The 18,252-nt window shown below is 62.5% G+C and carries 17 protein-coding genes; 7 read left to right on the top strand and 10 right to left on the bottom strand.

All coding sequences use genetic code 11. The features are described from left to right. Positions 1–20 precede the first annotated feature (20 nt). The 4 genes from KPG66_RS02235 to KPG66_RS02220 form a co-directional block, all read right to left on the bottom strand. The gene (locus KPG66_RS02235) at positions 21–971 is read right to left on the bottom strand and encodes a branched-chain amino acid ABC transporter permease (protein ID WP_041754047.1); all 951 of its coding nucleotides are present in this window, start codon (positions 969–971) and stop codon (positions 21–23) included. A gap of 205 nt (positions 972–1,176) precedes the next feature. Next, positions 1,177–1,341, bottom strand: coding sequence for a hypothetical protein (locus KPG66_RS02230; protein WP_237069894.1), 165 nt, complete (start codon positions 1,339–1,341; stop codon positions 1,177–1,179). Between the two features lie 580 nt (positions 1,342–1,921). Beyond that, positions 1,922–2,875 (bottom strand): 4-hydroxy-3-methylbut-2-enyl diphosphate reductase, encoded by a 954-nt coding sequence (ispH, locus tag KPG66_RS02225; RefSeq protein ID WP_013434324.1) that lies wholly within the window; start codon positions 2,873–2,875, stop codon positions 1,922–1,924. An 8-nt stretch (positions 2,876–2,883) separates the two neighbouring features. Beyond that, a complete protein-coding gene (locus KPG66_RS02220; RefSeq protein WP_041753084.1) occupies positions 2,884–3,339 on the bottom strand; it encodes an FKBP-type peptidyl-prolyl cis-trans isomerase in 456 nt (151 codons plus the stop codon). Between the two features lie 91 nt (positions 3,340–3,430). Here KPG66_RS02220 and radC point away from each other — a divergent pair, with 91 nt between their 5' ends. The 4 genes from radC (at position 3,431) to nadB (ending at position 6,505) form a co-directional block, all read left to right on the top strand. Beyond that, the gene (gene radC, locus KPG66_RS02215) at positions 3,431–4,150 is read left to right on the top strand and encodes a RadC family protein (protein WP_237069893.1); all 720 of its coding nucleotides are present in this window, start codon (positions 3,431–3,433) and stop codon (positions 4,148–4,150) included. A gap of 133 nt (positions 4,151–4,283) precedes the next feature. Continuing rightward, the gene (gene rpmB / locus KPG66_RS02210) at positions 4,284–4,517 is read left to right on the top strand and encodes a 50S ribosomal protein L28 (RefSeq protein ID WP_041753083.1); all 234 of its coding nucleotides are present in this window, start codon (positions 4,284–4,286) and stop codon (positions 4,515–4,517) included. Positions 4,518–4,528: 11 nt separating this feature from the next. After that, complete coding sequence (rpmG, locus tag KPG66_RS02205) at positions 4,529–4,696, top strand: 50S ribosomal protein L33 (protein ID WP_013434320.1); 168 nt, start codon at positions 4,529–4,531, stop codon at positions 4,694–4,696. A gap of 210 nt (positions 4,697–4,906) precedes the next feature. After that, entirely contained in the window at positions 4,907–6,505 is a 1,599-nt protein-coding gene (gene nadB / locus KPG66_RS02200; protein ID WP_237069892.1) for an L-aspartate oxidase, read from the top strand. A gap of 39 nt (positions 6,506–6,544) precedes the next feature. Here nadB and nadC read toward each other — a convergent pair whose 3' ends face one another. The 6 genes from nadC to purN form a co-directional block, all read right to left on the bottom strand. Then, complete coding sequence (gene nadC / locus KPG66_RS02195) at positions 6,545–7,468, bottom strand: carboxylating nicotinate-nucleotide diphosphorylase (protein WP_013434318.1); 924 nt, start codon at positions 7,466–7,468, stop codon at positions 6,545–6,547. Beyond that, positions 7,465–8,604, bottom strand: coding sequence for a quinolinate synthase NadA (gene nadA, locus KPG66_RS02190; RefSeq protein ID WP_041753079.1), 1,140 nt, complete (start codon positions 8,602–8,604; stop codon positions 7,465–7,467). Before nadA ends, nadC begins: the two co-directional genes overlap by 4 nt. A gap of 167 nt (positions 8,605–8,771) precedes the next feature. Then, positions 8,772–9,968: a DesA family fatty acid desaturase gene (locus KPG66_RS02185; protein ID WP_013434316.1), complete on the bottom strand. Its 1,197-nt coding sequence runs from the start codon at positions 9,966–9,968 to the stop codon at positions 8,772–8,774. A gap of 238 nt (positions 9,969–10,206) precedes the next feature. Further along, the gene (locus tag KPG66_RS02180; RefSeq protein ID WP_237069891.1) at positions 10,207–11,580 is read right to left on the bottom strand and encodes a mechanosensitive ion channel family protein; all 1,374 of its coding nucleotides are present in this window, start codon (positions 11,578–11,580) and stop codon (positions 10,207–10,209) included. 1 nt (position 11,581) lies between these two features. After that, positions 11,582–12,868: an RsmB/NOP family class I SAM-dependent RNA methyltransferase gene (locus KPG66_RS02175; protein ID WP_237069890.1), complete on the bottom strand. Its 1,287-nt coding sequence runs from the start codon at positions 12,866–12,868 to the stop codon at positions 11,582–11,584. Further along, positions 12,865–13,506, bottom strand: a complete 642-nt coding sequence (purN, locus tag KPG66_RS02170; RefSeq protein ID WP_237069889.1) for a phosphoribosylglycinamide formyltransferase — start codon at positions 13,504–13,506, stop codon at positions 12,865–12,867. Before purN ends, KPG66_RS02175 begins: the two co-directional genes overlap by 4 nt. A 110-nt stretch (positions 13,507–13,616) precedes the next feature. Between purN and KPG66_RS02165 the strand changes: the two genes are divergently transcribed. From KPG66_RS02165 to lspA, 3 genes are all read left to right on the top strand, one after another. Next, positions 13,617–14,729, top strand: coding sequence for a bifunctional riboflavin kinase/FAD synthetase (locus tag KPG66_RS02165; RefSeq protein WP_013434310.1), 1,113 nt, complete (start codon positions 13,617–13,619; stop codon positions 14,727–14,729). A 147-nt stretch (positions 14,730–14,876) separates the two neighbouring features. Further along, on the top strand, positions 14,877–17,714 hold the full coding sequence (ileS, locus tag KPG66_RS02160; RefSeq protein ID WP_013434309.1) for an isoleucine--tRNA ligase: 2,838 nt from the start codon (positions 14,877–14,879) through the stop codon (positions 17,712–17,714). Then, positions 17,715–18,221, top strand: a complete 507-nt coding sequence (gene lspA / locus KPG66_RS02155; protein WP_237069888.1) for a signal peptidase II — start codon at positions 17,715–17,717, stop codon at positions 18,219–18,221. It begins immediately after the preceding gene. The last annotated feature ends 31 nt before the right edge of the window (positions 18,222–18,252 follow it).

The raw sequence follows: 18,252 nt of genomic DNA, 5'->3' as shown, positions 1-18,252 counted from the left end.
CGACTGCTCCTCAAGACGCGTCAAGCACGATCGGCAACGCGCTCGCCCAACAAGCCGGACGGACGCAAGACCAGCACGAGGATCAGCACCACGAACGCGAACACGTCCTGGTAGTTACTGCCAATCACTCCGCCAGTGAAATCGCCGATGTAACCGGCGCCCAGTTGCTCGATCAGCCCCAGCAGCACGCCCCCCACCATTGCGCCGCCCAGATTGCCGATGCCCCCTAGCACCGCTGCCGTGAATGCCTTGAGGCCCGGAATGAAGCCCATGTAGAAGTGCACGTTGCCGTACTCGGAGGCGATCATCACGCCAGCCAATGCAGCCAGCGCCGAGCCGATCATGAACGTCGCCGAGATCACGAAGTTCGGGTTCACGCCCATCAGGCTGGCCACATTCGGGTTCTCCGCGATCGCGCGCATTGCCCGTCCGAGCTTGGTCTTGTGCACCAGCAGCAGCAGAGCGACCATCACGACAAACGCCGTGACGATGATCACCACTTCTGTGGGCGAGATCACGGCGCCGGGCGACGTATCGGTGGCCTTGATGACATTGATCGGATCGGTGGAAATCAACTGCGGGAACGACAGCGGATTGCGTCCCCAAATGACCATCGCTAACGTCTGCAATAGGATGGAAACGCCGATGGCGGTAATCAGCGGAGCCAGTCGCGGCGCACGACGCAGCGGCCGGTACGCCACCTTTTCGATCGTAATACCGAGGCACGCACATACGGCTGCGGCGATCACCAGTGCAATGACCAACGTGGGTACATTGCCCAGCCCGGGAAAATGTGTCTGCAGCACGCTGATCGCCGAGAGCGCGACCATCGCGCCCACCATCAGTACGTCACCATGTGCGAAGTTGATGATGCCCAGAATCCCATACACCATCGTATAGCCCAACGCAATGATCGCGTAGACGCTGCCCAGCACCAGACCGTTCAAGATCTGTTGGATGAAAATATCCATCGAATGCTCCTTGGACTGTACGCCAGGCACGCAGCCGGGCCGCAGGTGATGCGGCATGGCGAGGCGAAGCGCACGGTGCTCCTGGTACCCTAAATGAACCGATCATGATCTACCGCCGGCGACATGGACGTATTCATCATGGGAATACGCGAATGTGCATGGCGGATACGAAAACGGCACCGAGGGCTACCTCAGTGCCGCAGCGTTATACGCCGTTGCCAGCCAGTTCGATGTGGCGCATCACCCCGCTGTAGTCAGTGAACCGCACACGGCCTGGCGCCGCGATCTGCATGTAGGCAGCGGCCCCAAAACCGCTGCGCACGCATAACCTGCGACGGGCTAGCTCAATGCCGATTGCCCGATGAGCCACTGGGACAGCATTTAAGTGACAGGCCATTTTCGGCAGGGGGCAACGGATTTTCTGCTCCGTGCGAATAGCAGTCCTACTTTCCGAATAGAACGATGCCGCAAAATTTGCCAGCCTTCGCTTTATTCTGCTGCATGCGATTGGTCTGCACCGCAAGCGCGTCCCGGATACCGTGCCAGCAAATCGATTCTGCATTAAGAAGGTCTCCCGCGCCTGATAGCAAGACGACTTTCGCCCCTGAGCGGGTCACGAACGCGCGCATTGTAACTCCATTTCCGCATCGGGCAATATTCAAAACTGCCAGGGTTTTCCTGCATTGCAACCTTAATTTTGTGCGCCATAAGCAGAAAAACGTGCAACTTGGTTGCACTCAATTCATCTCTAAAGCTGCGCCCAAGCCGCACCCATATCGAGCGCAATTGCACCACCGTATTCGATAAGCGGAGCTTTCTTTGAAGTCATTTGATTAGGGAATGAAATCCAGCACCCATGCGGCGGCGAAGTTTGCTGGCGGCACACAAGGCCGCATGCGAAACACTACGCGCGACGCCCGCCTCAGGCGCAAAGCGTCGGCGCAGTGCGCTTAGGCTGGCAGCGCCAGTCCTTTGGGCAACGGGAAGGAGACGTTTTCTTGGACGCCATCCAACGTCCGGACATAGGAAGCACCCAATTGACGCAGCCGCTCGACAACCGCCTGCGCCAGTGCCTCGGGAGCCGAGGCGCCCGCCGTCACGCCGACGCGTTGCTTGCCGTCCAGCCAAGCCGGATCGATTTGCTCCGGCGCATCAACCATGTAGGCCGGCACGCCACGCTTTTGCGCTACTTCGCGTAGACGGTTCGAATTGGAACTGTTCGGACTGCCGACGACGATCACGACATCGCACTGCGGCGCCATGAATTTCACCGCATCTTGCCGGTTCTGCGTCGCGTAGCAGATGTCTTGCTTCTTCGGCTCGCGAATGGCGGGAAAGCGCGCCTTCAGCGCGCCGATCACCTCCGTTGCATCGTCGATCGACAGCGTGGTCTGCGTCACGTATGCAAGCCGGTCGGGATCGGCGAGCTTTAGCGCAGCAACGTCCGCCGCGGTCTCGACTAGGTGCATGCCCGCACTGGCCTGCCCCATCGTACCTTCGACCTCCGGATGGCCGCGATGGCCCACCATCACAATCTCGAAGCCTTCGGCACGCAGCTTGGCCACCTCCATGTGCACCTTGGTGACCAGCGGGCAAGTGGCGTCAAAGACCCGCAATCCTCTGTCGATCGCGCGGGTGCGCACTGCCTTTGGCACGCCGTGCGCGCTGAAGATCAGCGTCGCGCCGTCCGGGACATCGTCGAGCGATTCAACGAATATCGCGCCCTTGCGACGCAGGTCATCCACGACATAGGCGTTGTGCACGATCTCGTGACGCACGTAGATCGGCGAACCGAACAGCGTCAACGCACGCTCGACGATCTCGATTGCCCGATCGACGCCCGCGCAGAATCCACGCGGCTGTGCCAGCAGTATTTCGCTCGGGTATCCGGTTGTTGCGGTCATGGCGCTTCCTACAGAATGCCGATGATCTGGACCTCGAAGGTCAGATGTTGGCCGGCCAGCGGGTGATTGAAGTCGAACAGCGCGTACGTCTCGCCGACCTCCTTGAGCACGCCGGCATAGCGCGCTCCACTAGGAGCGTTGAATTCGACCAAATCGCCAGGGGAGAAATTCTCGCCAATCATCGAATTTTCGCGCAGCGTGGCCAGCGAAACCTTCTGCACCAGTTCCGGATTACGCAAGCCAAATGCCTGCTCCGGTGTTAGCCGAATGGTCGAGTGGTGCCCAACCTTCATGCCGAGCAGAATGTCTTCCAGTGGTCCCGCGAGCTGTCCCGCGCCGAGCAACAGCGTCGCAGGCTTGTCGTCGAACGTGTTGACGATGTCCGCGCCCCCCTCCAGCGAAAGCCGGTAGTGCAGCGTGACATGGGAACCGGGCTTCACCTCGGAAATATCAATGATGCTCATGCGCAAATTTCGAATACCGCGCGTCGCGGACTGCGACCGCGCAAGCTGTCATTGTAAGCCACCGCAGCGACACCAACAGGGAGGTTAATCAATGCAACCCGGAACCGACAACCCGACGGCACGCCGACATGTGCCGATCCCGATCCGCCAATGGCCGGAACATGAGCGGCCACGGGAGCGATTGTTCGTTGCCGGTGCGAGTGCCTTGAGCGATGCGGAGCTGGTCGCACTGTACCTGGGCAGCGGCAGTCGCGGGCGCGATGCAGTCGGACTGGGTCAGCAATTGCTGGCGCGCTTTGGCTCACTGCGCGGGTTGTTCAGCGCGTCCCATGACGAGTTGATTCAGGTCACCGGCGTCGGACCGGCAAAGATCGCACGATTGCAGGCGGCCACGGAGATCGCGCGACGCGCGCTGGGCGAGCAATCGCGCGAGCAAGCGACACTGGATCACCCCGAGATCGTCGAAGACTATCTGCGCCTGATGATTGGCACCCGGCCCTATGAGGTGTTTGTTTGCTTGTTCCTCGACACTCGGCTGCACATGATTCATGCGGAAGAGCTGTCCCGCGGCTCTTTGTCGCATGCCGCAGTCTATCCGCGCGAAGTCGTCAGACGCGCGCTGGAGACCAACGCCGCCGCGTTGATCATCGCGCATAACCACCCATCTGGCGCGGCGCAGCCCAGTGCAGCGGACCTGTCGATGACACGCACGCTCAAGGATGCGTTGTACTTGATGGACATCAAGCTGCTCGATCATTTCATCGTGACATCGGACACCATTTTGTCGCTCGCGCGCCACGGACTGCTATAGCCGGACGCGCGCGACGGCCAGCGCAGATGACACAAAACAGGTTGATTTTTCTTGTCTTTTTCTGCTAGGATTGCGGTTTGCCCGTACCAACCCTTTCGTATCACCCGAATTTAAGCGTATTAGGAGTGCTCTGATGGCACGCAAATGTCAAGTTACTGGGAAAGCGCCGATGGTCGGCAATAACGTTTCCCACGCGAACAACAAGACCAAGCGTCGCTTCCTCCCGAACTTGCAAAGCCGCCGGTTCTGGGTGGAAAGCGAAAATCGCTGGGTGCGACTGCGCGTTTCGAACGCGGGCCTGCGCCTGATCGACAAGAATGGCATCGATCCCGTGCTCGCAGACCTGCGTGCGCGCGGTGAAGCTTAAGGAGCTGCGACATGGCCAAAGGCGCTCGCGACAAGATCAAGCTGGAATCGACGGCCGGAACCGGTCACTTCTACACCACGACGAAGAACAAGCGCACGATGCCTGAAAAGATGGCGATCATGAAGTTCGACCCGGTCGCGCGCAAGCACGTGGAATACAAGGAAACGAAGATCAAGTAATAGATCTGCGGGACCTCCGATCGGCCCGCCGGTCGGAAGCTCAACGTCTCTCTCGAGACTGTGGAGCCTGACGAAGAGCAAAAGACCCCGGTCTCCGGGGTCTTTTGCTTTTTGCACGTCTTTTTGCACGTCGTGTCGCATCGGGGTATGCTCCTTCGTTTCCGCGTACGGGTTCGGGCCCGTCACGTATGGTATGAGGAGACCATCCCAATGAATTTCGACGTCGTCATCGTCGGTAGCGGGCTGGCTGGGTTGAGCGTGGCGCTGAACCTGGCGCCCACCTGCCGGGTCGCCGTCATCGCGAAGCGGGCTCTGTCCGACGGCGCCAGCAATTGGGCGCAAGGGGGCATCGCAGCGGTACTGGACTCGGCAGACAGCATCGAGAGCCATGTCCGCGATACGCTGATCGCCGGCGCAGGCCTATGCGACGAGCCCGCGACGCGCTTCATCGTCGAGAACGGACGCTCGGCGATCGAATGGTTGGTCGGCGAAGGCGTGCCGTTCACCAAAGACGATAACGCCGAACTGGGGTTTCACCTGACGCGCGAGGGCGGACACAGCCATCGGCGCATCATTCATGCGGCCGATGCCACCGGCCATGCGGTGCTGTCAACGCTTGTCGAACAAGCCCGCCGACGCCCGAACATCACCCTGCTCGAGCATCACTGCGCGATCGACCTGGTCACGTCAGACCGGCTCGGGTTGCCGGGCCGGCATTGCCTCGGGCTGTACGTGCTGGACATTGAAAGCGGCAAGACACTGACGATCGGGGCACCGCACACCGTGCTAGCCACCGGCGGCGCCGGCAAAGTTTACTTATACACGACGAATCCGGATACCGCGACCGGCGACGGCATTGCGATGGCCTGGCGGGCCGGCGCACGGGTGGCGAACATGGAGTTCATTCAATTCCATCCGACCTGCCTGTACCATCCGTATGCCGGCTCGTTCCTTATTTCCGAGGCGGTGCGCGGCGAAGGCGGATTGCTGAAGCTGCCGGACGGTACCCGCTTCATGTCGCAGCATGACGAGCGCGCGGAATTGGCACCACGCGACATCGTCGCCCGCGCAATTGACTTTGAAATCAAAAAGCGCGGTATCGATTGCGTCTATCTCGATATCAGTCACCAACCGGCTGCATTCTTGCACAAGCATTTCCCGACAATCCTTGCCCGATGCCAGCAGTTCGGCATCGATATCACGCGCGCCCCGATCCCCGTCGTGCCGGCCGCCCATTACACATGCGGCGGTATTGTGACCGACCTGGCCGGCCGAACCGACCTCGCCGGACTCTACGCGGTCGGTGAAACCGCCTATACGGGCTTGCATGGCGCCAACCGGCTTGCAAGCAATTCGCTGCTGGAGTGCTTGGTAATCGGCAGGGCCGCGGCACGAGTCATCGAAGACGCAGGGTTTCATGCCGTGCACAGCCTCAAATTGCCGCAGTGGGATGAGAGCCGCGTATCCGATGCCGACGAAGAGGTCGTCGTGGCCCACAACTGGGATGAGGTGCGGCGGCTGATGTGGAACTATGTCGGCATCGTGCGAACCGACAAGCGGCTGGCGCGGGCGAAGCACCGGCTGGCACTGCTGCGCGATGAGATCCACGAGTACTATGCGAATTTTCGTATCAGCCGCGACCTGCTTGAATTGCGTAACTTAGTCGATGTTGCGTTACTGATCGTCGACAGTGCCCGCTCCCGGCACGAAAGCCGCGGCTTACATTTCAGCCGCGACTGGGAGCAGGTGTTACCTAAAGCAATGCCAACGGTGCTGAGCCCGAAGCGAGTCCGCAACCACTCGATCTGATTGCCCGTGGCCGCGCCCGCGACGGCCTGGCGCCGGCGGCTACGCGCGATCGAGGATCCGCATCGAATAGTCGGTCGCGCGCACGTCCTTGGTCAGTGCGCCAATCGATATCCGATCCACGCCGGTCGCCGCGATATCGCACACCGTGTCCAAGCCAACGCCCCCGGAGACCTCAAGCAGGGCCCGATGATCGTTCAGCGCAACCGCATCACGCATCATGTCCAGCGTGAAGTTGTCTAGCAACACCGATTGAGCACGATGCGCCAGTGCCACCTGTAGCTGTTCGAGCGTCTCGACCTCGACCTGCACCGGCACGCTCGCCTGCAACGCATACGCCGCCTGCAGAGCGGCGGCAACACCGCCCGCGGCCGCAATATGATTTTCCTTAATTAGGATGCCGTCATACAGCGCCAGCCGCTGGTTATCGCCGCCGCCAACCCGAACAGCATATTTTTGCGCCAGCCGCAGGCCAGGCAGCGTCTTGCGCGTATCGAGAATCCGCGCCCGGGTACCGGCAATCGCATCGACATATCGGCGCGTGGCCGTCGCGACGCCGGACAGCAATTGCAGAAAATTCAAGCCATTGCGCTCGGCCGTCAACAGCGCGCGCGCGGGGCCGCGCAACGAGCACACTGGCGTATCGGCGTGCATCCATTCGCCTTCACGATAATGCCATGACAGTTCGATACGGGCATCGACACGGCGCATCACTTCAACAAACCAGAGTACACCGCATAGCACGGCGGACTCACGCACGATGATCCGAGCGTCGAACACGTCGTGGGCGGGCACGAGCAAGCCCGTCCAGTCGCACGCGCCCACATCCTCGGCCAGCGCGTCTTGCACGTTCCGGTGCAGTGCGGCCGTGAACGCGTCGCCGTAGTGCTGACAGATTTGCTCATAGCCGTCCCACTGCGGCACCGCCACCGTGCGGATCTCGCGGCTCCCGGTAACGCCCATCACGCCGCCCCCATATGTCGAAACAACGCATCATCGCGCGCCAGGTCACCGCTCGCTCGTACATTGCGCTTTTTCTGCGCCGCGAAGTCCAGCATGCGGTCGATCGGCATCCGCGCACGCTGAGCGATGGCCGGATCGACCAATATCTCGTTTGCACCGGACTGCAGCACGGCGGCGAGATTGGTCAGGCTGTTCATCGCCATCCATGGACAATGCGCACAGCTTTTGCACGTTGCGCTGTTGCCCGCGGTCGGCGCGGCGATAAACGTCTTGCCCGGCGCCGCCGCCTGCATCTTGTACAGGATGCCCTGGTCGGTGGCCACGATGAAGCGGGTCGCGTCAAGCGCCTTCGCCGCGTCGATCAGTTGCGTGGTCGAGCCGACCACGTCGGCCTGCGCAACGACCGATTCCGGCGACTCCGGATGCACGAGTACCTTAGCGTCTGGATGCTCGGCGCGCAACAAGTCAAGCTCGATCCCCTTGAATTCGTCGTGCACGAGACACGAGCCCTGCCACATCAGCATATCGGCGCCGGTCTTGCGCTGGATGTAGCTGCCCAGATGGCGGTCCGGCGCCCACAAGATCTTCTCGCCGCGCGCATGCAGCGCGGCAACGATATCCAACCCAATTGACGAAGTCACCATCCAGTGCGCACGGGCCTTGACCGCCGCGCTCGTGTTCGCATAGACAACGACGGTGCGGTCGGGATGGGCATCGCAGAACGCGGCAAACTGGTCGGCAGGACAGCCTAGATCGAGCGAGCACGTCGCATCTAGGTCCGGCATCAACACACGCTTTTCGGGGCTCAGGATCTTCGCGGTCTCGCCCATGAAACGCACACCGGCCACGACCAGTGTACGGGCATCGTGATCACGGCCGAACCGGGCCATTTCCAGCGAATCGGCGACGCACCCTCCGGTTTCCTCCGCGAGCGACTGCAGCTCCGGATCAACATAATAATGGGCGACCAGCACGGCCTGCTGCTGCGCCAGCAACTCGCGAACACGCACGCGCAGCTCGGCGCGCTCGGCCGCCGATAGGCTGTGCGGCACGCGCGCCCAAGCTTGCCCGACGCTGCAAGCTCCGCCAGGCATCACCGGCTTGTCGAACTCGACCGTCCTAATTGAACGCTGGTTCATTGTCATCCTCTCACGGCTCAGTATGACCGCCCGCGCCACCACCCGCGAGCCTCCCAATTAACGCACGCTGGTGGCCGCATGGTGTGCCGAAACGAAAAACCCCGCCTATGCGGGGTTTTTGTGGCAAGACGGACTTCAAGTGTAACGGAATTTACCGATGCCCGCCTTTACGCGTAGCGGCGCAGGCGCAGTGCGAACTCCTGCAATGCCTTGATGCCGCTTTGCTCCGCGCGATGGCACCAATCCTGTAAGTGCGACAACAATTGCTCGCGTGACGCGTTCGAGCGATCCCATATCTGCGCCAGTTCCACCCGCAACTGATAATACGTGCGCAGGCGCTGGCTGCTGGCGAAGATCTGCATCAGTTGCCTTTTCTGCGGCTCGTCCAGGCCGGCCTCATCCTTGTGAATCCACTCGCGCGCGCCCTTGATCAGCGCGTACTTCTCACGCGCGCCCAATTCCTTCAAGTGCGCCAACTCCTGCCGGTACGCCCGCTTGACCGTTTTCGCGTAGCGCGCCATCACCTCGTAGCGGTTGGCCAGCACCGCGTGCAATGTGTCTAGGTCGGGCACCGCCTTGCGCGCCGCCAGCTTCGGCGTCGGCGCAATTTTCTTCACCTTCGCGAGTCGGCATGCCGACATGAGTCGGATGTACATCCAGCCGATGTCGAACTCGTACCACTTGTTCGACAACTTTGCCGACGTCGCATAGGTGTGGTGATTGTTGTGCAGCTCCTCCCCCCCAATCAGGATGCCCCATGGGAACAGGTTCGTGCTCGCGTCCGCACAGTTGAAATTGCGGTAGCCCCAGAAATGGCCGAGGCCATTGACCACGCCAGCGGCCCAGAACGGAATCCACACCATCTGGATGGCCCACACCGAAATGCCAACGATGCCGAACAGCGCCAAGTCGATCAACGCCATGATCGTCACGCCGAGCACCGCATGTTTGGCGTAGACATGCCGCTCGAGCCAATCGTCCGGCGTGCCGTGCCCATACTTCTTCAGCGTTTGCTCGTTCTTCGCCTCGGTGCGGTACAGTTCGGCGCCCTCGAGCAGCACTTTCCATATCCCGCGCGTCTGCGGACTGTGCGGATCCTCGTCGGTCTCGCATTTCGCATGATGCTTGCGATGAATCGCCGCCCACTGGCCGGTGACCATGCCCGTGGTCAACCATAGCCAGAAGCGGAAGAAGTGGCTGGCAATCGGATGCAAGTCCAACGCGCGGTGCGCCTGGTGCCGATGCAGGTAAACAGTGACACCGATGATCGTGATGTGCGTCATCACGAGCGTATACAGCACGATTTGCCACCAAGACCAGTTCAGCAGGCCATGTGCAACGAAATCAAGCATGAAATTCAGCAAATTAATACCCGGAAAACAAAATCGGAAAAAACGCCCGATTGGAGTATCGGACGTGACCTGTCGCGGCGGCCGCGAAAGGGCTGATTCAAGATTCTACCTGATCAGCCGCAAGTGCCTGTCACAAAATGATTCCCTGTTGCGCGGCACACAGTCGCAGCCCTTGAGGCGCGACATACGCTAGTGCATGACATAGGACTAGTGCATGGCATAGGAAAGGAGAAAAATCAGAGGAATCAAGCTAATTGGCTGTTTCGACTGCGGCAACCGGCATCGGTTCAATAGCAGCAGACAACGGTTCGATGGCCGCGGCATTGAGGATGCGCACCTCGCGCTGCGCGCGCGGAACGCGAATACCGTGCGCATTAAACCCCGCCCAGATATTGTAGTTGACGGCCGAGCGCACCGACGCGGTACCGAGCGCCGCGTCGGCGATCCAGAAACCTAGCTCCAGGTCGATCCCGTTGGCACCGAATCCGGCAAGATAAGGGCGAGGCGCCGGATCCTGCAACACGCGCTCCACGCCCTGCGTAGCTTGGACGAGCACGCGCATCGCGAGATCCACGTCCGTCCCATACGCCACTTGGACCGACACCTTAGTCCAGCCGCGCGTGAGGAACGACGACTGGTTCTGCACAATGTCGGTGATCAGCTTTTCGTTCGGCACCAGCGTCTCAACGCCATCCAGCCTGCGCACCACCGTGTAGCGGGTGCGGATCTGCGTGACCCGGCCTTGCAGGCCGCCCACGCAAATGGTGTCGCCGAGCCGCAGTGAGCGGTCCAGCAGGATGATAAACCCCGACACGTAGTTGCTGGCAATCTTCTGCAAGCCAAAGCCCAGCCCGACGCCAAGCGCGCCGCCGAATACGCCGAGCACGGTGATATCGATGCCGACGATCGACAGGCTCACGAGCACCGCGGCCAGAATCAATGACGCCCGGCCGAGGCGCGATAGCACAACCTGCAGATTCGCATCGAGTGAATTGGCCCGCATGAGCCGCTCGTCCAGCGTGCGGCCAGCCCACAGCGCGCCGATCAACGTGATCATGACCCACAGCAAGCCATTGCACAGCGACAGCAGCGTCAAATGCGCGTTGGCCACGGGAAACTCCACGCTGGCCATCCAGTGCAGCACGTCGTCCTGAATGCCCACCACGGTCAGCGCCATGCCGGCCCATACCAGCACGGTGACGATTTTCTCAACCAGGTACGCGAGCCCGTGCAGGTGCCCGTCCTGGGAAAACACCCGGCGCATTAGGTACAACGCCACATAGATCAGCGCTATACCGAACAGCGGCACCCGCGCCAGGTCCAGTAGTGGCGTTTTCATCGCCTGGCCCAGCACGAGCCCCGTGCCGCCAACGATCAACCAGCCGAGGAACGGAAACAACGCCTTGTTCAGCCCATCCGCGCCAAAGCGCACCGCCGCGTTGCGGGCGCGGCGATACGCGTCCAGCCGCTGGCGCGCGTAACCGGCAAGCACCCATGCCAGCCCTAGCGCGCCGATCAGCGCAACGACTTGCCAAAGCACCGCCGGCTGGCCGAGGTCACGCATCGGCTGGCCGATCTCGCGCATTAAGTCGCCGAACAGGTGCGTCAGTACTTGATCCTGCATGTCACGCTACCCGTTGCATCACCGTCGCAAAGAAGCCATCGGTACCGTGCCGGTGCGGCCACAGCGTCAGGTCATCACCCGTATCGAGCGCGATCTTTTGCTCGGCCAGCACCTGGCTCGCCGGCACGCGCTCGAACATCGGGTGAGCGGCGAGAAATGGCTCGACGATGCCCTCGTTCTCGTCACCAAGCAAGCTGCACGTCGCGTAGACAAGCCGCCCGCCCGGCTTGAGCAGTCGCGCGGCGGCGGCGAGGATCGATGCCTGTTTCACCGCCAACTCAGCGACTGATTGCGGCGTTTGGCGCCACTTGAGATCCGGGTTGCGGCGCAGCGTACCCAAGCCGCTGCACGGCGCATCGACCAGCACGCGATCGATCTTGCCGGCCAGCCGCTTGATCTTCACATCATGCTCGCTGTCGATGACGACCGGGTGCACGTTCGACAAGCCGCTGCGCGCGAGCCTGGGCTTGAGCTTGCCCAACCGCTTGTCGGACACATCGAACGCGTACAGCCGTCCGGACGAGCGCATCATCGCACCCAACGCGAGCGTCTTGCCGCCCGCTCCGGCGCAAAAATCGACGACCATCTCGCCGCGGCGCGGCGCGACCAGCTGGCATAGCAGTTGGCTGCCCTCGTCCTGTACCTCAAACCATCCTTGCCGAAAAGCGGCCAACGTCTGGATCGCGGGCTTGCCGGCCACCCGAATGCCCAGCGGCGCATACGGCGTCGGCTCCGCCTGCACGCCAGCCTCCGCCAGCGCGGCGAGCACCGCATCGCGATTGGTGCGGATCGGATTGGCACGCAGATCCAGCGGCGCCGGATAGTTCAGCGCCGCAGCGAGCCGCGCCAACTCCTGCGCCACCGCATCCGGCCCGGCATCGGGAGTGGCCAAACGGGCGCCCAACGCAGACTCGATCCAGAGCGGCAGGTTTGTGCGCACGCGCGCCGGCAGGCTCGCCGGATCGATCTTCGACACATGGTCGAGCCACGCAAATTCCTGTGGCGACAGATGCGCACGCAATGCGTTCAGGCCGGCGATCTGCATCAGGCCGAGCAGCGTCAGCCGACGTGCCGGCGTGCCGCTGCCGCTCTCGGCCAAATGCCCATATTCCATCTTGCGGCGCAGTACCGCAAATACCGTCTCGGCGATCACCCCGCGCTCGGCGTGGCCGAGCTTCGGATGCGCGCGAAAGAATCGGCTCGTGGCCGCGTCAGCCGGACCGGCAAACTTCAGCACGTCGGCGAGCAACGTCTCGGTCTGGCCGATCAAAAATCCATGTAGCTTCATACTGTATCCTCGCCAAACACCAGCCGCGGCTCGGCGGCCGCCAGCTCCACCCGGCCGTCACACACGCGCAGCCGGTCCTCGACAAACCAGCGCACCGCGCGCGGATAAAGCGCGTGCTCCAGGCGCAGCACCCGTGCAGCAAGCGCAGCGGCGTCGTCACCGGCAAGCACCGGCACCACGCCCTGCGCAATGATCGGGCCATGGTCCAGTTCAGCGGTCACAAAATGGACCGTGGCGCCATGCACCGCGACGCCGGCGTCCAGCGCACGCTGATGCGTATGCAGACCCGTAAAGCTGGGGAGCAACGATGGATGCACGTTCATCATGCGAGCCGCATAGCGCTCAACGAACGCCGGCGTTAGCACGCGCATGAAGCCGGCCAGCACGACGAGGTCCGGCTCGTGCGCGTCCAGTACCTGCGCCAGCGCCGCGTCGAACGCCTCGCGCCCATCAAACCGTGTGTGGTCAACAACCGCCGTGGTGACGCCGTGCGCGGCAGCGAACGCCAAGCCCGCGGCGTCGGGTCGGTTGGACACGACCGCGGCAACGCGCGCCGGCCACCGCTGCGCGGCGCACGCGCGCACGATCGCTTCCATGTTGGAGCCGCGTCCGGAAATCAGGATAACGAGTTTTTTCATCCATGGATTTTATCATCGGCACCCCTGCCGCCTGCGCCGATCCGCCGGTTCCCGCCGAAATCGGGTGCGAGCGTTTATAATTATGGGCTTTGCGGCAACGTGCCGGCGCGATGCGTCGGCGCGGCCATCCAACGCCGCAGCCCGACCGGCCAATCATCGTGAGAGTCTTCAGGGGTCTTCCAAATGCCGAGAGCCGCGCGCCCTGCGCGTTGACGATCGGCAACTTCGACGGCGTGCATCGCGGCCACCAGGCGTTGCTGGCGCAGGTGCGCGCCGCTGCCACCGCGCGCGCGCTACCGGTCTGCGTGATGACGTTCGAACCGCACCCCCGCGAGTTCTTCGATCCAGCCGGCGCACCGCCGCGCATCACGATGCTGCGCGACAAGCTCGAGGCATTGCGGCGCAACGGCGTGGACCGGATCGTGGTCGAGCATTTCAACCACACGTTCGCCAGCCAATCGCCGGCCGCGTTCGTCGAGCACATCATCGTCAACGGATTGCACGCGCGCTGGGTGATGATTGGCGATGATTTCCGATACGGGGCAAAGCGCGCCGGTGACTTCCTGTCGCTGAAGGCGGCCGGCGCGCAGTATGGCTTTGAGGTCGAGCAGATGCCCACTGTGGCGGACCCGTGCGGCGCGCGCATCTCCAGCTCGGCCGTGCGTGCCTCGCTCGTGGCGGGCGACCTCGCGGCGGCTCGCGCTGCGCTCGGCCGTGCGATCGTGATCAGCGGCCACGTCGTGCATGGCATGAAACTGGGACGCGACCTAGGCTTTCCGACGCTGAATCTGCCGATCTCGCACAAGCGTCCCGCGCTGGCCGGCATCTTCATCGTGCGGGTGCATGGCATCGAGGCGGGCCCGTTGCCTGGCGTAGCCAGCCTGGGCTGGCGCCCGACCGTGGACGATTCCGGCCGCGTCCTGTTGGAAGTGCATCTACTGGACTGGCATGGCGACGCGTACGGCAAGCTGGTGCGGGTCGAATTTCTTGAAAAATTGCGCGACGAACAGAAGTTTGTGGATCTGGAGGCGCTCGGCCGCGCGATCGCGTGCGATGTCGCCGCCGCCCGTGAATACTTCGCCACACAAGGCGACCGGGCGGCAGCGCCGACCCACGCCGACTGGACGGCGGCGCCGGCCAACCCCGCCACGCAGCCCGAGCAGCGTGGCGGCCCCGGCCCAGGCGGCGATTTTGCGACCTCCGCCACCGACCGAATTAGATAGCGCTGGGTCGTCGCGTACCGGTAAGGTGCGCGGCGACGCGTGTCGGGGCCGACGACATGTGCCCCGTGCCCGCGCGACATGCCGTGCTTCGCTGATACGGCCGGCATGCGCCATTAGCGGCCACCGAACTTCTCCACCATCCCGATCATGAGTGACAAGAAAACCGATTCCAAGCAGCCTTCCAAATACCCTGTGAACCTGCTCGACACGCCGTTTCCGATGCGCGGTGACTTGCCCAAGCGCGAACCGCAATGGGTCCAAGAATGGCAACAGAACAAGGTGTACGAAGCGATTCGCGAGGCTAGCCGGGGACGGCCAAAGTTCGTGCTGCACGACGGCCCGCCCTATGCGAACGGCGATATCCATATCGGACACGCAGTCAACAAGATCCTAAAGGACATGATCGTCAAGGCGCGCAACATGGCCGGCTTTGACGCGGACTATGTGCCCGGATGGGATTGTCATGGCATGCCGATCGAAATCCAGATCGAGAAGCGCTTTGGCAAGTCGCTGCCGGTTGAGCTGGTGCAACGTAACGCACGCGAGTATGCCGCCGAGCAGATCGAGCGCCAGAAGGCCGATTTCCGCCGGCTTGGGTTAATCGGCGATTGGGACAACCCGTATCGCACGATGAACTTCGCGAACGAGGCGAACGAAATCCGTGCGCTCGCGCGCATCCTCGAGAAAGGCTATGTGTTTCGCGGCTTGAAGCCGGTGAACTGGTGCTTTGACTGCGGCTCGGCCCTTGCCGAGGCAGAAGTCGAATACAAGGACCGTGTCGATCCCGCCGTGGACGTCGCGTTTCCGTTTGCCGAGCCCGACCGGATCGCCGGCGCATTCGGGCTGCCGTCGCTGCCCAGTGCCGACGGCGCGATCGTGATCTGGACCACCACGCCGTGGACCATTCCCGCGAACCAAGCGCTGAACGTGAACCCCGAACTGTCGTACAGCCTCGTGGACACGCCGCGCGGCTTGCTGATCCTGGCTTCCGAGCGCGTCGAGCCGTGCCTGGCTACGTACGGCCTGGACGGCACGGTGATCGCGTCGGCGCCAGGCGCCGCGCTTGGCGGGATCTGCTTCCACCATCCGCTCGCCAACCTGCACCCGGGCTACAAGCGCACTGCGCCGGTCTATTTCGGCGACTACGTGACCATCGACTCCGGCACCGGCGTCGTACATTCGTCGCCGGCCTACGGCATCGAGGACTTCCAGTCGTGCAAGGCGCATGGCATCGATGATGGCGACATCCTAAGCCCGGTCATGGGCGACGGCCGCTATATCGAATCGTTGCCGCTGTTCGGCGGCCTGTCGATCTGGGAGGCAAACCCGAGGATCGTCGACGCGTTGCGCGATGCCGGCTCATTGCTGCACACGAACCATTACGCGCACAGTTATATGCATTGCTGGCGGCATAAGACGCCGATCATCTACCGCGCGACGTCGCAATGGTTTGCCGGCATGGACCTGACGCCCGTCGGTGGCGGCAAGACGCTGCGCGAGACCGCGCTCGACGGCATTGAGGCCACCACGTTCTATCCGGCGTGGGGCAAGCAGCGACTGCACAACATGATCGCGCATCGACCCGATTGGACATTGTCGCGCCAGCGCCAGTGGGGCGTGCCAATGGCCTTCTTCGTGCACAAGGAGACGGGCCAGCTGCACCCTCGCACGCTGGAATTGCTCGAACAGGTCGCGCAACGCGTCGAGCAACACGGCATCGAGGCCTGGCAGTCGCTCGATGCGCGCGAGCTGCTCGGCGACGACGCTGACCTGTATGAAAAGAACCGCGACACAATGGACGTTTGGTTCGATTCCGGCACGACGCACTGGCATGTGCTGCGTGGCTCGCACGCCCAGCAACTGCAGTGGCCCGCCGACCTGTACCTCGAAGGCTCGGATCAGCACCGAGGATGGTTCCATTCATCACTGCTGACCGGCTCGATGCTCGATGGCAGGCCCCCCTACAAGGCGCTGTTGACGCACGGCTTCACGGTCGATGGACAGGGCCGGAAGATGTCGAAATCGGTCGGTAACGTGATCGCGCCGCAAGAAGTCTCAAACAAGCTCGGCGCCGAAATCATTCGCCTGTGGGTGGCCTCGACCGACTACTCCGGCGAACTGTCGATCTCCGATGAGATCCTAAAGCGCGTGGTGGAAAGCTACCGCCGGATCCGCAACACGCTGCGCTTTCTGCTGGCGAATCTGTCGGATTTCGACCCGAACCGCAACAGGGTGCTGTCCGAGCAGTGGCTCGAGATCGACCGCTACGCGCTCGCGCGCGCCGCCGCGCTGCAAAAGGAGGTGCTCGACCACTACGACGCGTACGAATTCCACCCGGTCGTGGCCAAGCTGCAAACCTTCTGCTCAGAGGACCTCGGCGGCTTCTATCTCGATGTGCTCAAGGACCGGTTGTATACGTCGGCGGTTGACTCGCCCGCGCGACGCAGCGCACAGTCGGCGCTGTACCACATCACGCAGGGGCTGCTGCGGCTGATCGCGCCCTTCCTGTCGTTCACCGCGGAGGAAGCGTGGAAGATCTTCCAGCCGGGACACACGACGATCTTTACTGAAACGTACTACGTCTATCCGCCGCTGCCCGAAGGGGCAGCGTTGTTGGATAAATGGGCGCTCGTGCGCCAATTGCGCGGTGATGTCACCAAGGCGCTCGAAGCGGCGCGCGAAGCCGGCCGGATCGGCTCGTCGTTGCAGGCCGAAGTCGAGATCCGTGCGCATGGCGCACGCTACGATACCCTCGCGAGCCTGGGTGACGACTTGAAGTTCGTGCTAATCACCTCCGCGGCGCGGGTGATCAAGGTCGACAACGAGGCCGACGAAGCAATCGACGTGGTCGCGTCCCGGTACCTGAAGTGCGAGCGCTGCTGGCATTACCGCGAGGAAGTGGGCGCGAACGCTGAGCATCCGACGCTGTGTGGGCGCTGCACGGCGAACCTATTCGGGGATGGCGAACACCGGAGCATTGCATAAATGGCGAAGATCTTATCCCGCAACGTCGCCCGTTCGGCAACGCTCATGCCGTGGCTAGGCATATCGTTAATCGTGATCCTGCTCGACCAGTTGTCCAAGATCGCGGTATCGCGCCTGTTCGTGTACGGCGACCCGCATCCGGTTGCGCCATGCTTCAATCTAATGCTGGTTTATAACCGCGGCGCCGCGTTCAGTTTTCTGGCGACCGCCGGCGGCTGGCAGCGCTGGGCGTTCACCGCCTTGGGCATCGTCGCCGCGCTGGTGATTGCCTGGTTGCTCAAGCGCCATAGCGGGCAGAAACTGTTTTGCACCGCGCTGGCGCTGATTCTTGGCGGCGCGCTGGGCAACGTTATTGACCGGCTGGTGCACGGCCATGTGATCGACTTCCTTGATTTTCATGTCGGCGGCTGGCATTGGCCGGCGTTCAACATTGCTGACAGCGGCATCACGATCGGTGCGGTACTGCTGGTGCTCGACGAGCTTAGGCGCGTGCGCGCGGCACGCTGAAAAACCCGGATCAAGAAACAATGCCGGCACC

Source organism: Mycetohabitans sp. B2 (assembly GCF_021733735.1).
In the GTDB taxonomy this organism is placed as follows: Bacteria; Pseudomonadota; Gammaproteobacteria; order Burkholderiales; family Burkholderiaceae; genus Mycetohabitans; species Mycetohabitans rhizoxinica.
Note: the sequence above shows the minus strand (reverse complement) of the source record. Positions and strands in the feature narration are given on the sequence as shown.